Origin of the sequence: Escherichia sp. WS338 (assembly GCF_046486405.1) — a bacterium.
GTDB classification, from domain to species: Bacteria; Pseudomonadota; Gammaproteobacteria; order Enterobacterales; family Enterobacteriaceae; genus Escherichia; species Escherichia coli.
In genome coordinates, this window is sequence record NZ_JBJQLL010000001.1 from 105821 (window position 1) to 124740 (window position 18920).

An 18920-nucleotide genomic window follows, 5' to 3' on the forward strand; every position below is an offset into this window, starting at 1 on the left:
AAATTTTACTAAACTCCCCAGCAATTACACAAACTACCATCACCATAAATGGTTCCGATTTCTCTCTACCGGGAGGCCCTATGAATCGCTGGGAAAAAATTCAGCTCACCCACGAAAACCGACTTGCGCCGCGTGCGTACTTTTTTTCATATGATTCTGTTGCGCAGGCGCGTACCTTTGCCCGCGAAACGAGCAGCCTGTTTCTGCCCTTAAGCGGTCAGTGGAATTTCCACTTTTTTGACCATCCGCTGCAAGTGCCAGAAGCCTTCACCTCTGAGTTAATGGCTGACTGGGGGCATATTACCGTCCCCGCCATGTGGCAAATGGAAGGTCACGGCAAACTGCAATATACCGACGAAGGTTTTCCGTTCCCTATCGATGTGCCGTTTGTCCCCAGCGATAACCCAACCGGTGCCTATCAACGTATTTTCACCCTCAGCGACGGCTGGCAGGGTAAACAGACGCTGATTAAATTTGACGGCGTCGAAACCTATTTTGAAGTCTACGTTAACGGTCAGTATGTGGGTTTCAGCAAGGGCAGTCGCCTGACCGCAGAGTTTGACATCAGCGCGATGGTTAAAACCGGCGACAACCTGTTGTGTGTGCGCGTGATGCAGTGGGCGGACTCTACCTACGTGGAAGACCAGGATATGTGGTGGTCGGCGGGGATTTTCCGCGATGTTTATCTGATCGGAAAACAACTCACGCATATTAACGATTTCACCGTGCGCACCGACTTTGACGAAGCCTATTGCGATGCCACGCTTTCCTGCGAAGTGGTGCTGGAAAATCTCGCCGCCTCCCCTGTCGTAACGACGCTGGAATATACCCTGTTTGATGGGGAACTCGTGGTGCACAGCAGCGCCATTGATCATTTGGCAATTGAAAAACTGACCAGCGCCAGCTTTGCTTTTACTGTCGAACAGCCCCAGCAATGGTCAGCAGAATCCCCTTATCTTTACCATTTGGTCATGACGCTGAAAGACGCCGACGGCAACGTTCTGGAAGTGGTGCCACAACGCGTTGGCTTCCGTGATATCAAAGTGCGCGACGGTCTGTTCTGGATCAATAACCGTTATGTGATGCTGCACGGCGTCAACCGTCACGACAACGATCATCGCAAAGGCCGCGCCGTTGGGATGGATCGCGTCGAGAAAGATCTCCAGTTGATGAAACAGCACAACATCAATTCCGTGCGTACCGCTCACTACCCGAACGATCCGCGTTTTTACGAACTGTGTGATATCTACGGCCTGTTTGTGATGGCGGAAACCGACGTCGAATCGCACGGCTTTGCTAACGTCGGCGATATCAGTCGTATTACCGACGATCCGCAGTGGGAAAAAGTCTACGTCGAGCGCATTGTTCGCCATATTCACGCGCAGAAAAACCATCCGTCGATCATCATCTGGTCGCTGGGCAATGAATCCGGCTATGGCTGTAACATCCGCGCGATGTACCATGCGGCGAAGGTGCTGGATGACACGCGACTGGTGCATTACGAAGAAGATCGCGATGCTGAAGTGGTCGATATTATTTCCACCATGTACACCCGCGTGCCGCTGATGAATGAGTTTGGTGAATACCCGCATCCGAAGCCGCGCATCATCTGTGAATATGCTCATGCGATGGGGAACGGACCAGGTGGGCTGACGGAGTACCAGAACGTCTTCTACAAGCACGATTGCATTCAGGGACATTATGTCTGGGAATGGTGCGACCACGGGATCCAGGCGCAGGATGACAATGGCAACGTCTGGTATAAATTCGGCGGCGACTACGGCGACTATCCCAACAACTATAACTTCTGTCTTGATGGTTTGATCTATTCCGATCAGACGCCGGGACCAGGACTGAAAGAGTACAAACAGGTTATTGCGCCGGTAAAAATCCACGCGCTGGATCTGACTCGCGGCGAGTTGAAAGTCGAAAATAAACTGTGGTTTACCACGCTTGATGACTACACCCTGCACGCAGAGGTGCGCGCCGAAGGTGAAACACTCGCGACGCAGCAGATTAAACTGCGCGACGTTGCGCCGAACAGCGAAGCCCCCTTGCAGATCACGCTGCCGCAGCTGGACGCCCGCGAAGCGTTCCTCAACATTACGGTGACCAAAGATTCCCGCACCCGCTACAGCGAAGCCGGGCATTCTATCGCCACTTATCAGTTCCCGCTGAAGGAAAACACCGCGCAGGCAGTGCCTTTCGCACCAAATAATGCGCGTCCGCTGACGCTGGAAGACGATCGTTTGAGCTGCACCGTTCGCGGCTACAACTTCGCGATCACCTTCTCAAAAATGAGTGGCAAACCGACATCCTGGCAGGTAAATGGCGAGTCGTTGCTGACCCGCGAGCCAAAGATCAACTTCTTCAAGCCGATGATCGACAACCACAAACAGGAGTACGAAGGGCTGTGGCAACCGAATCATTTGCAGATCATGCAGGAACATCTGCGCGACTTTGCCGTGGAACAGAGCGATGGTGAAGTGTTGATCATCAGCCGCACGGTTATTGCCCCACCGGTGTTTGACTTCGGGATGCGCTGCACCTACATCTGGCGCATCGCTGCCGATGGCCAGGTTAACGTGGCGCTTTCCGGCGAGCGTTACGGCGACTATCCGCACATCATTCCGTGCATCGGTTTCACCATGGGGATTAACGGCGAATACGACCAGGTGGCGTATTACGGTCGTGGACCGGGCGAAAACTACGCCGACAGCCAGCAGGCTAACATCATCGATATCTGGCGCAGCACCGTCGATGCCATGTTCGAGAACTATCCCTTCCCACAGAACAACGGCAACCGTCAGCATGTCCGCTGGACGGCACTGACTAACCGCCACGGCAATGGTCTGCTGGTGGTTCCGCAGCGCCCAATTAACTTCAGTGCCTGGCACTACACCCAGGAAAACATCCACGCTGCCCAGCACTGTAACGAGCTTCAGCGCAGTGATGACATCACTCTGAATCTCGACCACCAGCTGCTTGGCCTCGGCTCCAACTCCTGGGGCAGCGAGGTGCTGGACTCCTGGCGCGTCTGGTTCCGTGACTTCAGCTACGGCTTTACGTTGCTGCCGGTTTCTGGCGGAGAAGCTACCGCGCAAAGCCTGGCGTCGTATGAGTTCGGCGCAGGGTTCTTTTCCACGAATTTGCACAGCGAGAATAAGCAATGAGGATCATCGATAACTTAGAACAGTTCCGCCAGATTTACGCCTCTGGCAAGAAGTGGCAACGATGCGTTGAAGCGATTGAAAATATCGACAACATTCAGCCTGGCGTCGCCCACTCCATCGGTGACTCATTGACTTACCGCGTGGAGACGGACTCCGCGACCGATGCGCTATTTACCGGGCATCGACGCTATTTTGAAGTGCATTACTACCTGCAAGGGCAGCAAAAAATTGAATATGCGCCGAAAGAGACATTACAGGTAGTGGAATATTATCGTGATGAAACTGACCGTGAATATTTAAAAGGCTGCGGAGAAACCGTAGAGGTCCACGAAGGGCAAATCGTTATTTGCGATATCCATGAAGCGTATCGGTTTATCTGCAATAACGCGGTCAAAAAAGTGGTTCTCAAAGTCACCATCGAAGATGGTTATTTCCATAACAAATAACAACTACGGCGGCAAAAGGAGTTTGCCGCCACCGCTACCCTACTCATTTTCGGAGATGTGTTATGTCTGATACCAAACGTAATACAATCGGCAAATTCGGCTTGCTCTCGCTGACTTTTGCCGCCGTTTACAGCTTTAACAACGTTATCAATAATAATATTGAGCTTGGACTGGCCTCGGCACCGATGTTTTTCCTCGCGACGATTTTTTATTTTATTCCCTTCTGTCTGATCATCGCAGAATTTGTTTCGTTAAATAAAAACTCAGAAGCCGGTGTCTACGCGTGGGTAAAAAGCTCGCTGGGCGGACGTTGGGCATTTATTACTGCCTATACCTACTGGTTCGTAAACCTGTTCTTTTTCACCTCGCTGTTACCGCGCGTTATTGCTTATGCTTCGTATGCATTCCTCGGCTACGAATATATTATGACGCCGGTTGCCACCACCATTATCAGTATGGTGCTGTTCGCCTTCTCCACCTGGGTTTCTACCAATGGGGCGAAAATGCTGGGGCCAATTACCTCCGTCACTTCAACGCTGATGCTGCTGTTAACGCTCTCCTACATTTTACTGGCAGGTACGGCACTGGTTGGCGGCGTACAGCCTGCTGACCCCATCACTGTTGACGCGATGATCCCAAACTTTAACTGGGCGTTCCTCGGCGTTACCACCTGGATCTTTATGGCCGCAGGTGGCGCGGAGTCCGTCGCGGTGTACGTTAACGACGTCAAAGGCGGTTCGAAATCGTTCGTTAAAGTGATCATCCTCGCCGGGATTTTTATTGGCGTACTGTACTCTGTCTCCTCGGTACTGATTAACGTCTTCGTCAGCAGCAAAGAGTTGAAGTTTACCGGCGGATCGGTACAGGTATTCCACGGCATGGCGGCGTATTTTGGTCTACCGGAAGCACTGATGAATCGCTTTGTCGGTCTGGTGTCCTTTACCGCGATGTTCGGTTCCCTGCTGATGTGGACGGCAACGCCGGTGAAAATTTTCTTCTCCGAAATTCCGGAAGGCATCTTTGGTAAGAAAACCGTCGAACTGAACGAAAACGGCGTTCCGGCGCGCGCAGCGTGGATCCAGTTCCTGATCGTCATCCCGCTGATGATTATCCCAATGCTCGGTTCCAATACCGTGCAGGATCTGATGAATACTATTATTAATATGACTGCCGCAGCGTCCATGCTTCCGCCGTTATTCATCATGCTGGCTTACCTGAATTTACGCGCCAAATTAGATCACCTGCCACGCGATTTCCGTATGGGTTCCCGACGCACCGGTATTATCGTTGTTTCAATGCTGATTGCGATATTTGCTGTAGGGTTTGTCGCTTCGACATTCCCGACTGGCGCGAATATTCTGACCATCATTTTTTATAACGTCGGCGGTATTGTTATCTTCCTCGGCTTTGCGTGGTGGAAATACAGTAAATATATAAAGGGATTAACGGCTGAAGAGCGCCATATTGAAGCGACGCCAGCCAGCAATGTTGATTAAGCAGAATAATAAAAAATGAGCAGGCATTTTCCCTCTTCCTGGATGGGGAGAGGGAAAATAGTTTCTGCCTTTATATTTTTATAATTACAACGATAAAAGGCTGTACTTTTTCTTTAGCTCATGGATTAACACAATGAAATTAATCACTGCACCATGCAGAGCATTACTTGCGCTGCCGTTTTGCTACGCCTTTTCTGTGACCGCTGATGAAGCACGTCCGGCAGAACATGACGACACAAAAACCCCCGCAATGACCTCGACATCTTCTCCTTCATTTCGTTTTTACGGCGAATTAGGGGTTGGTGGGTATATGGATTTAGAGGGTGAGAATAAACATAAATACAGCGACGGCACCTATATTGAAGGTGGCCTGGAGATGAAGTACGGATCCTGGTTCGGCCTGATTTACGGCGAAGGCTGGACCGTGCAGGCCGACCACGACGGTAATGCCTGGGTGCCTGACCATAGCTGGGGCGGTTTCGAAGGTGGGATTAACCGTTTCTATGGCGGTTATCGTACCAATGATGGCACCGAAATCATGCTCAGTCTGCGTCAGGATTCCTCGCTGGATGACCTGCAATGGTGGGGCGATTTCACGCCCGATCTGGGCTACGTCATTCCCAATACCCGCGACATTATGACCGCGCTGAAGGTGCAGAACTTAAGCGGCAACTTTCGTTATAGCGTTACCGCCACACCTGCCGGACATCATGACGAAAGCAAAGCCTGGCTACATTTTGGCAAGTACGATCGCTACGACGACAAATACACCTATCCGGCAATGATGAACGGTTACATCCAGTATGACCTTGCCGAAGGCATCACCTGGATGAACGGTCTGGAAATCACCGACGGCACAGGCCAACTCTATCTGACGGGCCTGCTTACCCCTAACTTTGCCGCTCGCGCCTGGCACCATACCGGACGCGCCGACGGGCTGGACGTATCGGGAAGTGAAAGCGGGATGATGGTGAGCGCCATGTATGAAGCGTTAAAGGGCATTTATCTCTCCACCGCTTACACCTACGCCAAACATCGCCCTGACCACGCTGACGATGAAACCACCTCTTTCATGCAGTTTGGTATCTGGTACGAATACGGCGGCGGACGTTTCGCAACGGCTTTTGATAGCCGCTTCTACATGAAAAATGCCTCTCACGCTCCCAGCGACCAACTCTTCCTGATGCAATATTTCTACTGGTAATAAGGACTGTAATTTCATGAAAATCAAAACTATTTTAACGCCAGTAACCTGCGCTCTGCTGATAAGTTTTTCCGCCCATGCCGCTAACGCCGACAATTATAAAAACGTGATTAACCGTACTGGCGCGCCGCAGTACATGAAGGATTACGATTACGACGATCACCAGCGTTTTAATCCGTTTTTCGATCTCGGAGCCTGGCATGGTCATCTGTTGCCAGACGGCCCGAACACTATGGGCGGCTTTCCAGGCGTTGCGTTGTTGACGGAAGAGTACATCAACTTTATGGCCAGCAATTTCGACCGCCTGACCGTCTGGCAAGACGGCAAGAAAGTCGACTTCACGCTGGAGGCATACAGTATTCCCGGCGCGCTGGTGCAAAAACTGACAGCAAAAGATGTGCTGGTCGAAATGACTCTTCGCTTCGCCACGCCGCGCACGTCACTACTGGAAACTAAAATCATCAGCAATAAACCGCTGGATCTGGTGTGGGACGGCGAGCTGCTGGAAAAACTGGAAGCGAAAGAAGGGAAGCCGCTTTCCGATAAAACCATTGCTGGCGAATACCCTGACTATCAGCGCAAAATCAGCGCCACCCGTGATGGCCTGAAAGTCACCTTTGGCAAAGTGCGCGCCACCTGGGATCTGCTGACCTCCGGTGAATCAGAATATCAGGTGCATAAATCCCTGCCAGTGCAGACTGAAATCAACGGTAATCGCTTTACCAGTAAGGCGCATATCAACGGTTCGGCCACGCTCTATACCACCTACTCCCACCTGCTGACCGCTCAGGAAGTTAGCAAAGAGCAAATGCAGATCCGCGATATTCTGGCGCGTCCGGCGTTTTATCTCACCGCCTCGCAGCAACGCTGGGAAGAGTATCTGAAGAAAGGGTTAACCAATCCGGATGCGACGCCGGAACAGACGCGCGTCGCGGTGAAAGCCATCGAAACGCTCAACGGTAACTGGCGATCGCCGGGCGGTGCGGTGAAATATAACACCGTCACGCCGTCGGTGACCGGGCGCTGGTTCTCCGGCAATCAGACCTGGCCGTGGGATACCTGGAAGCAGGCGTTTGCGATGGCGCATTTCAATCCGGATATCGCCAAAGAGAATATCCGCGCGGTCTTCTCCTGGCAGATCCAGCCAGGCGACAGCGTGCGTCCGCAGGATGTGGGCTTTGTCCCCGACCTGATAGCGTGGAACCTTAGCCCCGAGCGTGGCGGCGATGGCGGCAACTGGAACGAACGTAACACCAAACCCAGCCTTGCCGCCTGGTCGGTGATGGAAGTGTACAACGTCACCCAGGATAAAACCTGGCTGGCAGAGATGTACCCGAAACTGGTGGCCTATCACGACTGGTGGCTACGTAACCGCGATCACAACGGCAACGGCGTGCCGGAATATGGCGCGACCCGCGATAAAGCCCACAATACTGAGAATGGCGAGATGCTGTTTACAGTGAAAAAAGGCGCCAAAGAGGAGACGCTGTCTGGGCTGAACAACTACACCCGCGTGGTGGAGAAAGGCCAGTACGACAGTCTGGAAATCCCGGCACAGGTTGCGGCGTCGTGGGAATCAGGTCGTGATGATGCCGCCGTCTTTGGGTTTATCGACAAAGAACAGTTGGATAAATATGTCGCTAACGGCGGCAAACGTAGCGACTGGACGGTGAAATTCGCCGAGAACCGCAGTCAGGACGGAACGTTGCTGGGCTACTCGCTATTGCAGGAGTCGGTGGATCAGGCCAGCTATATGTACAGCGATAACCATTATCTGGCGGAGATGGCGACGATTCTCGGTAAGCCGGAAGAGGCCAAACGCTATCGTCAGTTAGCACAACAGCTCGCGGACTACATCAACACCTGTATGTTCGACCCGACTACACAGTTCTACTATGACGTGCGTATTGAAGATAAACCGCTGGCGAACGGCTGTGCGGGCAAACCGATTGTTGAGCGCGGTAAAGGGCCGGAAGGCTGGTCACCGCTGTTTAACGGTGCAGCAACGCAGGCCAACGCCGACGCGGTGGTGAAGGTGATGCTCGATCCAAAAGAGTTCAACACCTTTGTCCCGCTGGGAACGGCAGCGTTAACCAACCCGGCCTTTGGCGCAGATATCTACTGGCGCGGGCGCGTATGGGTGGATCAGTTCTGGTTTGGTCTGAAAGGAATGGAGCGTTACGGTTATCGTGATGATGCCCTGAAGCTGGCGGATACGTTCTTCCGGCACGCCAAAGGGTTAACCGCCGATGGCCCGATTCAGGAGAATTACAACCCGCTCACTGGCGCGCAGCAAGGCGCACCAAATTTCTCCTGGAGTGCCGCGCATTTGTATATGTTGTATAACGATTTTTTCCGTAAGCAGTAATTTGCAACGGCTGGCGGATGCGGCGTGAACGCCTTATCCGCCCTACATGTGCAATCCCCCAGGCCGGATAAGATGCGGCAAGCGTTGCATCCGGCATTACCACCGGGCGTATTCTTTTTGAATCCCATCACAAACCCCGCACTCTCCTTTTCCCTTTTCTCCGGCGACGGCTAAATTAGAACTCATCCGACCACATAACAATTATTTTACATACTGGACAATTTTATGAGCTACCCGTCGCTGTTCGCCCCGCTGGATTTAGGTTTTACCACGTTAAAAAACCGCGTGTTGATGGGCTCAATGCACACCGGGCTGGAGGAATACCCGGACGGCGCTGAACGGCTGGCAGCGTTTTATGCCGAACGCGCCCGTCACGGCGTGGCGTTGATTGTCAGCGGCGGTATCGCACCAGATTTAACAGGCGTTGGCATGGAAGGCGGTGCAATGCTCAATGACGCCAACCAGATCCCACACCATCGCACCATTACCGAAGCCGTACATCAGGAAGGCGGCAAAATTGCCCTACAAATTTTGCATACCGGACGCTACAGCTACCAGCCGCACCTGGTTGCACCCTCTCCGTTGCAGGCACCAATTAACCGTTTCATTCCCCATGAACTCACCCATGAAGAGATTCTGCAACTGATCGACAATTTCGCCCGCTGTGCGCAACTGGCGCGAGAAGCAGGATACGATGGCGTAGAGGTAATGGGGTCCGAAGGGTATTTGATCAACGAGTTTCTTACCCTGCGCACCAACCAGCGTAGCGACCAGTGGGGCGGCGATTACCGCAACCGGATGCGGTTTGCCGTAGAAGTAGTGCGTGCGGTGCGCGAACGTGTCGGCAACGACTTCATTATTATCTACCGTTTGTCGATGCTCGACCTGGTCGAAGGCGGCGGTACTTTTGCCGAAACGGTAGAGCTGGCGCAGGCCATTGAAGCGGCGGGCGCAACGATTATCAACACCGGCATTGGCTGGCATGAAGCACGTATTCCGACCATTGCCACGCCCGTGCCGCGCGGCGCATTTAGCTGGGTCACGCGCAAACTGAAAGGCCACGTTTCGCTGCCACTGGTGACCACCAACCGGATTAACGATCCGCAGGTTGCCGACGACATTCTCTCGCGCGGTGATGCGGACATGGTATCGATGGCGCGACCGTTTCTCGCTGATGCGGAGCTGCTGTCAAAAGCGCAATCGGGACGAGCCGATGAGATCAACACTTGTATTGGCTGCAACCAGGCCTGTCTCGATCAGATCTTCGTTGGCAAAGTCACCTCGTGCCTGGTGAATCCTCGCGCCTGCCATGAAACCAAAATGCCAATCCTTCCTGCCGTGCAGAAAAAAAATCTGGCGGTGGTCGGTGCGGGACCTGCTGGGCTGGCGTTTGCCATTAACGCGGCGGCGCGTGGGCATCAGGTAACATTGTTTGACGCTCATAGCGAGATTGGCGGGCAGTTTAATATCGCCAAACAGATCCCCGGCAAAGAGGAGTTTTACGAAACGCTGCGCTACTACCGCCGGATGATCGAAGTAACGGGCGTGACGCTAAAACTCAATCACACCGTGACGGCGGATCAGTTACAGGCGTTCGATGAAACGATCCTCGCCAGTGGGATCGTGCCGCGCGTTCCGCCTATCAACGGGATCGATCATCCGAAGGTATTGAGTTATCTCGATGTACTGCGCGACAAAGCGCCGGTGGGCAACAAAGTTGCCATCATCGGTTGTGGTGGGATTGGCTTTGACACGGCGATGTATTTAAGTCAGCCGGGCGAATCCACCAGCCAGAATATCGCCGGGTTCTGTAATGAGTGGGGGATCGACAGCAGCCTACAACAGGCTGGTGGCTTAAGCCCGCAGGGAATGCAGATCCCTCGTAGCCCACGGCAGATTGTGATGCTCCAGCGCAAAGCCAGCAAACCGGGACAGGGGTTAGGCAAAACCACCGGCTGGATCCATCGCACCACCCTACTCTCGCGCGGCGTGAAAATGATCCCAGGTGTAAGTTATCAGAAGATCGACGATGACGGGCTGCATGTGGTGATCAACGGCGAACCGCAGGTATTAGCAGTGGACAATGTGGTGATCTGCGCAGGGCAAGAGCCAAACCGCGCATTGGCGCAACCGCTGATTGATAGCGGGAAAACTGTGCATTTAATTGGCGGCTGCGATGTAGCTATGGAGCTGGACGCACGACGGGCAATTGCCCAGGGAACACGGCTGGCGCTGGAGATTTAAATCGTTATTTGAAGCGCCGGATGCAACGCATCCGGCACGTCGCGTTAATCAATAAACAAGGCGGGAGAAATGCCGAATCGCGTTGCCAATTTTTTAGCGTGTTCCAGCGTTAATTTCCTCTTCCCGCTCAAAACGCGTGACACCATCGATTTACTGCCAATTTCCGGAAGATCGGAAAGGGTTAAACCATATTGATCCATAAGGGTACGAATCACAGCTATACCGCCAGGCATGGCTTGCGCCATGGCATTAAATTCAGCAAATTCGGGCGCTGATTCTTCCCACGCGGTTATTTTGGCACACACCAGATCCAGCAAGGGGTTTTCAGGATCGTTGAGCAGCAGATGATCTACCAGTTCCAGCGCCTGGGTGTATTGTTCCTCGTTCTGAATACCCGCCAGAAAAGGTGCCACAGCAGTTAACTTTTCTCCTGCTTGCAAGATGTCGGCAATCGCAATCATTTTTTCCCCTTAGTACGATGAACGGCGGTAAAGAAATCGTATTCTTTATGCGTCATAACTTCACGTATGTAGCATAAACGTAGAAAAACGCTAAACAAGAGAATGTAGAGGATGGTGACAGGGATTTTTTGTTTTATGGAAGCGCGATTCCAGAACTGGGCAGACATTGCCGGATGCGACGCTTGCCGCGTCTTATCCGACCTGGGGGTAATGTGCTGAACGTATGCCAGATAAGGCGTTTACGCCTTATCTGGCAGGTAGCTGCCAATCTTACCGACGACGCCCCAGCTTCACTGCTTTCAGCACCACAAATTTATTATTCGTGGCGATGGTGGTGCAGTTGCCGAAAATCTTCTTCAGTTTATGGAAGTAATCCAGGTGACGGTTGGCAACGATATACAGCTCGCCGTTGATTTTCAGACAGCGGCGGGCGTGGTGGAACATCTCCCAGGCGACGTTATCGGTCAGCGCATGTTGCTGATGAAACGGCGGGTTGCAGAGCACAGCATTAAAACGGAAAGGCTCCACGCCGGAGAGCGCGTTGTTGATCATAAACTCGCAGCGATCCAACGCCTCTGGCATGTTGGTTTCAACGTTTAAACGGCTGGAAGCAACCGCCATCGGCGATTCATCGACAAACACCACTTTCGCCTGCGGGTTTTTATCAAGCAGCGTCAGACCAATAACGCCATTACCACAACCGAGATCGACAATCTCACCTTCGAGATTCTCTGGCAGATGCTGCATAAAGAAGCGCGCGCCAATATCCAGCCCGGTGCGGGAGAAGACATTCGCATGGTTGTGGATAGTCCAGTCAGTACCTTCCAGTTTCCAGCTAACGGTCTGCGGCGCATCGGCCAACGGCGGCTCGTTGAAAGTACAGTTAATTAAGCGTGCCTTCTTCCATGCCAGCGTGGTGGTGGTCGGGCCGAGCACTTTTTCGAACAGTTCCAGCGTGGAAGTGTGGATGTCACGGGCTTTGGCACCGGCAATAATACGTGTATCCGGCGTGACCACTTTGCGCAGCGCACGCAGTTGTTGTTCCAGCAACGCCAGTGTTTTCGGTACTTTGATCAGTACCACGCCCGGCTGTTGCGGGTAGTCGGCGGTGCTGTCGAGAAACTTCACGCTCGACTCATCAATCCCGTTGAGGCGTAAATTCTCGCGCGTCGCCAGTTCGCTGATGTATGAGTCGCCAATGCTGTATGGCTTATGTTCCGCCAGCGCACAACTTAACGCACCAAAGGCATCATTCAGGATCAACACCGGGCCGCGGATTTCTGTGTCGTCCAACTGTTGCAGCAAATATTCATCCGCCGCTTCCCACGCCTGTAGTGGGTTAACGTCATCCGTCGCCGGAAAACGTTGTAGTGTCAGTGAACGGAAACCGTTGTCTAAGTGGCTCATCGGCCCTCCTGAATGATAAAATTTCGACGTTGCCCCTGAAAAGGGTGCGTGAGTATACCCTTTTTCTCTTTTTCGTGGGCGGTTATGAGCAATCTTACTTATCTTCAGGGTTATCCCGAGCAGCTACTTTCCCAGGTGCGAACGCTGATTAACGAACAGCGTCTGGGCGATGTGCTGGCAAAACGCTATCCGGGAACACACGACTACGCCACCGATAAAGCCCTCTGGCAATATACTCAGGATCTTAAAAATCAGTTTCTGCGCAATGCCCCGCCGATCACTAAAGTGATGTATGACAATAAGATCCATGTGCTGAAAAACGCGCTCGGGTTACATACCGCTGTTTCGCGTGTGCAGGGCGGCAAGCTGAAAGCAAAGGCGGAGATCCGCGTCGCTACCGTGTTTCGCAACGCGCCGGAACCGTTTTTGCGCATGATCGTGGTGCACGAGTTGGCGCACCTGAAGGAGAAAGAGCATAACAAAGCGTTCTATCAATTGTGCTGCCATATGGAGCCGCAGTACCACCAGCTTGAGTTCGACACCCGGCTGTGGCTAACGCAGTTGTCGCTTGGGCAGGACAAAATCTGAAAATGATGTCAGGCGTTATCTTTTCTTCCTATAGCGCCTAAAATCGACCTCCCCCCTTTCGTTAAGGATAACGACCATGCAGCCCCGCCTTCTTCTCCGTATTTGTTTTTCTCGCCGGACTCTTAAAATTGGCTGTTTATTGTTGCTTATAGCAGGAGCGACCATTTTTATTGCCGATCGCGTTATGGTCAACACCAGCAAGCAGCTGACCTGGAGCGATGTCAGCGCAGTTCCGGCGCGTAACGTGGGTTTATTGCTGGGGGCGAGGCCGGGTAATCGCTACTTTACCCGACGTATTGATACCGCAGCAGCGTTGTACCACGCCGGAAAAGTGAAATGGCTACTGGTAAGTGGCGATAACGGGCGTAAAAATTACGATGAAGCCTCAGGTATGCAGCAGGCTTTGATCGCTAAAGGCGTACCGGCGAAAGTGATCTTCTGCGACTATGCTGGATTCTCAACGCTTGATTCGGTGGTGCGTGCCAAAAAGGTGTTTGGGGAAAACCATATCACCATTATTTCGCAAGAATTTCATAACCAACGCGCCATCTGGCTGGCAAAACAGTACGGCATCGACGCTATCGGCTTTAACGCGCCAGACCTGAATATGAAGCACGGTTTTTATACTCAGTTACGGGAGAAACTCGCCAGAGTCAGCGCGGTGATTGACGCAAAAATCCTCCATCGCCAGCCGAAATATCTCGGGCCATCGGTCATGATTGGGCCGTTTAGTGAGCATGGCTGTCCGGCGAAAGAATAATGCGTATCTGCGCACGTCGAAGATGAAAAAGGCGTGCTACATTGACGACAGAATCCCTTTATGGAGTATCCACGCGTTATGATACGTTTCGCTGTGATTGGTACGAACTGGATCACTCGCCAGTTCGTCGAGGCCGCCCATGAGAGCGGTAAATACAAGTTAACCGCCGTATATTCCCGCAGCCTTGAACAGGCCCAGCACTTTGCCAATGATTTTTCTGTCGAGCATCTGTTTACGTCGCTGGAAGCGATGGCGGAAAGCGATGCCATTGACGCGGTGTATATTGCCAGCCCGAATGCCCTGCACTTTTCCCAGACACAACTTTTCCTTAGTCACAAAATTCATGTGATTTGCGAGAAGCCGCTGGCATCGAATCTGGCGGAAGTGGATGCCGCCATTGCCTGTGCGCGGGAAAATCAGGTGGTGCTGTTTGAGGCATTTAAAACGGCCTACCTGCCGAACTTTCATCTGTTGCGCCAGGCACTGCCGAAAGTCGGCAAACTGCGTAAAGTCTTTTTCAACTATTGCCAGTATTCCTCGCGGTATCAACGTTACCTGGATGGTGAGAATCCCAACACCTTTAATCCAGCATTCTCTAACGGTTCAATTATGGATATCGGCTTTTACTGTCTGGCGTCGGCGGTGGCATTATTCGGTGAACCGAAAAACGTGCAGGCAACCGCCAGTTTGCTGGCAAGCGGTGTGGATGCCCACGGCGTGGTGGTGATGGATTACGGTGATTTCAGCGTTACGTTGCAGCACTCAAAAGTGAGCGATTCTGTCCTGGCAAGCGAGATTCAGGGCGAAGCAGGATCGCTGGTGATTGAAAAACTGTCTGAATGCCAGAAAGTGTGTTTTGTGCCACGTGGCAGCCAGATGCAGGATCTCACCCAACCGCAGCATATTAATACCATGCTCTACGAAGCAGAGCTGTTTGCTGAACTGGTGGATGAGCATCTGGTGGATCATCCTGGGCTGGCGGTCAGTCGCATCACCGCCAAACTGCTGACCGAGATCCGCCGCCAGACTGGGGTGATTTTTCCGGCAGATAGCGTAAAACTATAATTGCCAAAGTAAAACAGTGTAAAAGGTATGTAACAGACCATTGACTGACTGAATGGTCTGTCATACTTTGTTACCTGCAAAGGGGAGTAACTTCATTGCCGGTCGATCGTCATTACGATGTGTGAAAAACCACATCCGGTCACCGGGCAACCCGAAAGGAATACGCAGACGTATTCCTTTTTTGTTGTAAGTGAGACCTTGCCGGAAGGCGAGGTCTATGCATAAAAAGCAGCGGCTGACGTCTTCCGACGTTGGCCGTTTTTTTTATGTGTAAGGAACTTCTATGAATACTGTCGGCACGCCGTTGCTATGGGGCGGATTCGCTGTTGTTGTCGCCATTATGCTGGCTATCGACCTGTTGTTGCAGGGGCGTCGTGGGGCACATGCCATGACCATGAAACAGGCTGCGGCCTGGTCGCTGGTCTGGGTGACGCTGTCGTTACTGTTTAACGCCGCTTTCTGGTGGTATCTGGTGCAAACCGAAGGTCGCGCCGTTGCCGATCCACAGGCACTGGCCTTTCTCACGGGTTATCTGATTGAGAAATCGCTGGCGGTCGATAACGTCTTTGTCTGGCTGATGTTGTTCAGCTATTTCTCTGTTCCGGCGGCGTTACAACGGCGCGTGCTGGTGTATGGCGTACTCGGGGCGATTGTTCTGCGTACCATCATGATCTTCACTGGCAGCTGGTTGATTTCGCAGTTCGACTGGATCCTGTATATCTTCGGTGCCTTCCTGCTGTTTACCGGCGTGAAGATGGCGCTGGCCCATGAAGATGAATCAGGCATTGGCGACAAGCCGCTGGTGCGCTGGCTGCGCGGTCATTTGCGCATGACCGACACCATCGACAACGAGCATTTCTTTGTGCGTAAGAATGGCTTGCTGTATGCCACGCCGCTGATGCTGGTGCTGATTCTGGTGGAATTGAGCGACGTGATTTTCGCCGTGGATAGCATTCCGGCTATCTTCGCCGTGACCACTGACCCGTTCATTGTGCTGACCTCAAACCTGTTTGCGATCCTCGGCCTGCGTGCGATGTATTTCCTGCTGGCAGGTGTGGCAGAGCGTTTCTCGATGCTCAAATATGGTCTGGCGGTGATTCTGGTGTTTATCGGTATCAAGATGCTGATTGTCGACTTCTACCATATTCCGATCGCCGTCTCGCTGGGCGTGGTGTTTGGCATTCTGGTGATGACGTTTATTATCAACGCCTGGGTGAATTATCGGCATGATAAGCAGCGGGGAGAATGATTCGCTGTATATTAAGCCATTACTAGAGATAACTCATTCCAGACAAAGGTGAGCTATTAATTATGTAATCGGCTTATAGCTCTTTACAAAAAGACCGCACGGGTGTTGGTGGCGTCAAAATCGCCGAAGCGTTCCCTGGAGGCCGGGGCGACGCGCATGGATGCGCGGCGAGGGCGCATCTTACAGGGACGTTCCCTTACGCCCGACCCGGTAGCCGCAAGGGATAAGCTGAGGGAACCGCGCAGCGGCGATTTTGTTCGCCAGAGCCTGGGGGTGCAGGGGGCGGCGGCGATTGGCCGCCCCCTGCGCGCTCCCTGCGCCAGTGACTTTATATGGCATAGCACATTAAAGGAGCGCAACCGTTCTCATATTCCAAATAGTTTTGCCCATATGTTATCTAATCAGCCTTAGTAGCCAGTCCTTCCCTCTGTTTATGTCAAATAAATGTAACTATTAAGTTGCAAAATATGACCTCTCTTTAAAATCCAGCATTTTTCGCTTCCCGAAGCTGTAACTTTCCTTATACTCGACCTTGCAAACACTTTGTTACATCCTGAAAGATGCGTCGACAGAACGCACCAGGGATGTGCGACAACACAATGAAAGGATCGAAAAATGACTACGCAACGTTCACCGGGGCTATTCCGGCGTCTGGCTCATGGCAGCCTGGTAAAACAAATCCTGGTCGGCCTTGTTCTGGGGATTCTTCTGGCATGGATCTCAAAACCCGCGGCGGAAGCTGTTGGTCTGTTAGGTACTTTGTTCGTCGGCGCACTGAAAGCCGTTGCCCCCATCCTGGTGTTGATGCTGGTAATGGCATCTATTGCTAACCACCAGCACGGGCAGAAAACCAATATCCGCCCTATTTTGTTCCTCTATCTGCTGGGCACCTTCTCTGCTGCTCTGGCCGCAGTAATCTTCAGTTTTGCCTTCCCTTCTACCCTGCACTTGTCCAGTAGCGCGGGTGATATTTCGCCGCCGTCAGGCATTGTAGAAGTGATGCGCGGGCTGGTAATGAGCATGGTTTCCAACCCCATTGACGCGCTGCTGAAAGGTAACTATATCGGGATCCTGGTGTGGGCAATTGGCCTCGGTTTCGCACTGCGTCACGGTAACGAGACCACCAAAAACCTGGTCAACGATATGTCGAATGCCGTCACCTTTATGGTGAAACTGGTGATTCGCTTCGCACCGATCGGTATTTTTGGTCTGGTTTCTTCTACCCTGGCAACCACCGGTTTCTCCACACTGTGGGGCTACGCGCAACTGCTGGTCGTGCTGGTTGGCTGTATGTTACTGGTGGCGCTGGTGGTTAACCCATTGCTGGTGTGGTGGAAAATTCGTCGTAACCCGTTCCCGCTGGTGCTGCTGTGCCTGCGTGAAAGCGGTGTGTATGCCTTCTTCACCCGCAGCTCTGCAGCGAACATTCCGGTGAATATGGCGCTGTGTGAAAAGCTGAATCTGGATCGCGATACCTATTCCGTTTCTATTCCGCTGGGAGCCACCATCAATATGGCGGGCGCAGCAATCACCATTACCGTGTTGACGCTGGCTGCGGTTAATACGCTGGGTATTCCGGTGGATCTGCCCACAGCGCTGCTGTTGAGCGTAGTGGCTTCTCTGTGTGCCTGTGGCGCATCCGGCGTGGCGGGGGGGTCTCTGCTGCTGATCCCACTGGCCTGTAATATGTTCGGTATTTCGAACGATATCGCCATGCAGGTGGTTGCCGTCGGCTTTATCATCGGCGTATTGCAGGACTCTTGCGAAACCGCGCTGAACTCGTCAACTGACGTGCTGTTCACTGCGGCAGCTTGCCAGGCAGAAGACGATCGTCTGGCAAATAGCGCCCTGCGTAATTAATTGTTTAACCCCTTTCGTCTACGGCGGAAGGGGTTGTTTTCTCTACTTTAAACGGATCAATTCCCCTTTTCTGCATCCGCCAGAAACGAATGATATTCAGGCCATTCATGAGCAGAAAACTCCCCTCAATCATCGTGCCGCCTATCGACCCCGCCCAGAAGTTGTGAATCACCCAGCAACACGTTGAAAACCACATCACGCAGCGCATGGTCAGCCCTTTACAGCGGAACAGCGCCCAGGTACTGACAATCGTGCCGATAACCGGCAATAGTTCGACAGGATGATGGAACTTCGCGAGACCAATTCCGCCAGTCAGCACAATAAAAATCGCCATTACCCATAAGCTGCGCGTGCGTAAGGTAATCAATGTACGAATGGCATTAAGGATGGCACTGGCACCGGCGGGATAGGTGCCCAGAAGAAAAAAATGTACGCCAATAACGGCGCTATAGACCGAAAGCTGCTTTTTGAAGCGACGTTCGTCACGATTGAAAAATGTTGTGATACCAATCAGAAAGGCGATGACACCCACGCCCTGGGCCAGCCAATACGCGGTCATGATAAATCCTTAGCAGGTATGGAAAAGCAAACGGCGCTTC

14 protein-coding genes and 1 pseudogene are annotated in these 18920 nt (G+C 52.6%); 11 read left to right on the forward strand and 4 right to left on the reverse strand.

Annotated elements, in window-relative coordinates:
• Positions 1 to 80: 80 nt before the first annotated feature.
• The 6 genes from ebgA to fadH all read left to right on the forward strand — a co-directional run bounded on the left by ebgA (position 81) and on the right by fadH (position 10931).
• Positions 81 to 3173 carry a beta-galactosidase subunit alpha gene (gene ebgA / locus ACJHWT_RS00520; RefSeq protein WP_410232304.1) on the forward strand — a complete coding sequence of 1031 codons (3093 nt, stop codon included), beginning with the start codon at positions 81 to 83 and terminating at the stop codon, positions 3171 to 3173.
• The gene (locus ACJHWT_RS00525; RefSeq protein WP_001219954.1) at positions 3170 to 3619 is read left to right on the forward strand and encodes a beta-galactosidase subunit beta; all 450 of its coding nucleotides are present in this window, start codon (positions 3170 to 3172) and stop codon (positions 3617 to 3619) included. The genes ebgA and ACJHWT_RS00525 overlap by 4 nt, the downstream gene beginning before the upstream one ends.
• 62 nt (positions 3620 to 3681) lie before the next feature.
• Positions 3682 to 5115: an amino acid permease gene (locus ACJHWT_RS00530; protein ID WP_001285446.1), complete on the forward strand. Its 1434-nt coding sequence runs from the start codon at positions 3682 to 3684 to the stop codon at positions 5113 to 5115.
• Positions 5116 to 5248: 133 nt separating this feature from the next.
• A complete protein-coding gene (gene ygjJ / locus ACJHWT_RS00535) occupies positions 5249 to 6319 on the forward strand; it encodes a protein YgjJ (RefSeq protein ID WP_000767677.1) in 1071 nt (356 codons plus the stop codon).
• Between the two features lie 16 nt (positions 6320 to 6335).
• Positions 6336 to 8687: an alpha-glucosidase gene (gene ygjK / locus ACJHWT_RS00540; RefSeq protein WP_001696228.1), complete on the forward strand. Its 2352-nt coding sequence runs from the start codon at positions 6336 to 6338 to the stop codon at positions 8685 to 8687.
• Between the two features lie 225 nt (positions 8688 to 8912).
• Entirely contained in the window at positions 8913 to 10931 is a 2019-nt protein-coding gene (gene fadH / locus ACJHWT_RS00545) for an NADPH-dependent 2,4-dienoyl-CoA reductase (protein WP_000121416.1), read from the forward strand.
• 44 nt (positions 10932 to 10975) lie between these two features.
• Here the strand turns inward: fadH and higA are convergent, their stop codons facing one another.
• The 3 genes and pseudogenes from higA to rlmG all read right to left on the reverse strand — a co-directional run bounded on the left by higA (position 10976) and on the right by rlmG (position 12799).
• A complete protein-coding gene (gene higA, locus ACJHWT_RS00550) occupies positions 10976 to 11392 on the reverse strand; it encodes a type II toxin-antitoxin system antitoxin HigA (protein WP_000560266.1) in 417 nt (138 codons plus the stop codon).
• A pseudogene (locus tag ACJHWT_RS00555) lies at positions 11389 to 11466 on the reverse strand (type II toxin-antitoxin system HigB family toxin); the annotation flags it as partial. The pseudogene ACJHWT_RS00555 and the gene higA, both read right to left, overlap by 4 nt.
• 196 nt (positions 11467 to 11662) lie before the next feature.
• Positions 11663 to 12799, reverse strand: a complete 1137-nt coding sequence (rlmG, locus tag ACJHWT_RS00560; RefSeq protein ID WP_000018671.1) for a 23S rRNA (guanine(1835)-N(2))-methyltransferase RlmG — start codon at positions 12797 to 12799, stop codon at positions 11663 to 11665.
• Positions 12800 to 12883: 84 nt separating this feature from the next.
• On the opposite strand from rlmG, the gene ACJHWT_RS00565 reads away from it, so the two are divergent.
• The 5 genes from ACJHWT_RS00565 to sstT all read left to right on the forward strand — a co-directional run bounded on the left by ACJHWT_RS00565 (position 12884) and on the right by sstT (position 18321).
• Positions 12884 to 13387 (forward strand): M48 family metallopeptidase, encoded by a 504-nt coding sequence (locus tag ACJHWT_RS00565; protein ID WP_001305117.1) that lies wholly within the window; start codon positions 12884 to 12886, stop codon positions 13385 to 13387.
• Positions 13388 to 13463: 76 nt separating this feature from the next.
• Positions 13464 to 14147: a vancomycin high temperature exclusion protein gene (locus ACJHWT_RS00570; protein WP_001183055.1), complete on the forward strand. Its 684-nt coding sequence runs from the start codon at positions 13464 to 13466 to the stop codon at positions 14145 to 14147.
• A 78-nt stretch (positions 14148 to 14225) separates the two neighbouring features.
• A complete protein-coding gene (locus ACJHWT_RS00575; RefSeq protein WP_001562140.1) occupies positions 14226 to 15212 on the forward strand; it encodes a Gfo/Idh/MocA family protein in 987 nt (328 codons plus the stop codon).
• 283 nt (positions 15213 to 15495) lie between these two features.
• Positions 15496 to 16461, forward strand: a complete 966-nt coding sequence (gene alx, locus ACJHWT_RS00580; protein WP_001098805.1) for a TerC family membrane protein Alx — start codon at positions 15496 to 15498, stop codon at positions 16459 to 16461.
• Between the two features lie 615 nt (positions 16462 to 17076).
• The gene (sstT, locus tag ACJHWT_RS00585) at positions 17077 to 18321 is read left to right on the forward strand and encodes a serine/threonine transporter SstT (RefSeq protein ID WP_000211642.1); all 1245 of its coding nucleotides are present in this window, start codon (positions 17077 to 17079) and stop codon (positions 18319 to 18321) included.
• Between the two features lie 4 nt (positions 18322 to 18325).
• Here sstT and ACJHWT_RS00590 read toward each other — a convergent pair whose 3' ends face one another.
• Positions 18326 to 18880 (reverse strand): YgjV family protein, encoded by a 555-nt coding sequence (locus ACJHWT_RS00590; RefSeq protein WP_000128139.1) that lies wholly within the window; start codon positions 18878 to 18880, stop codon positions 18326 to 18328.
• Between the last annotated feature and the right edge of the window lie 40 nt (positions 18881 to 18920).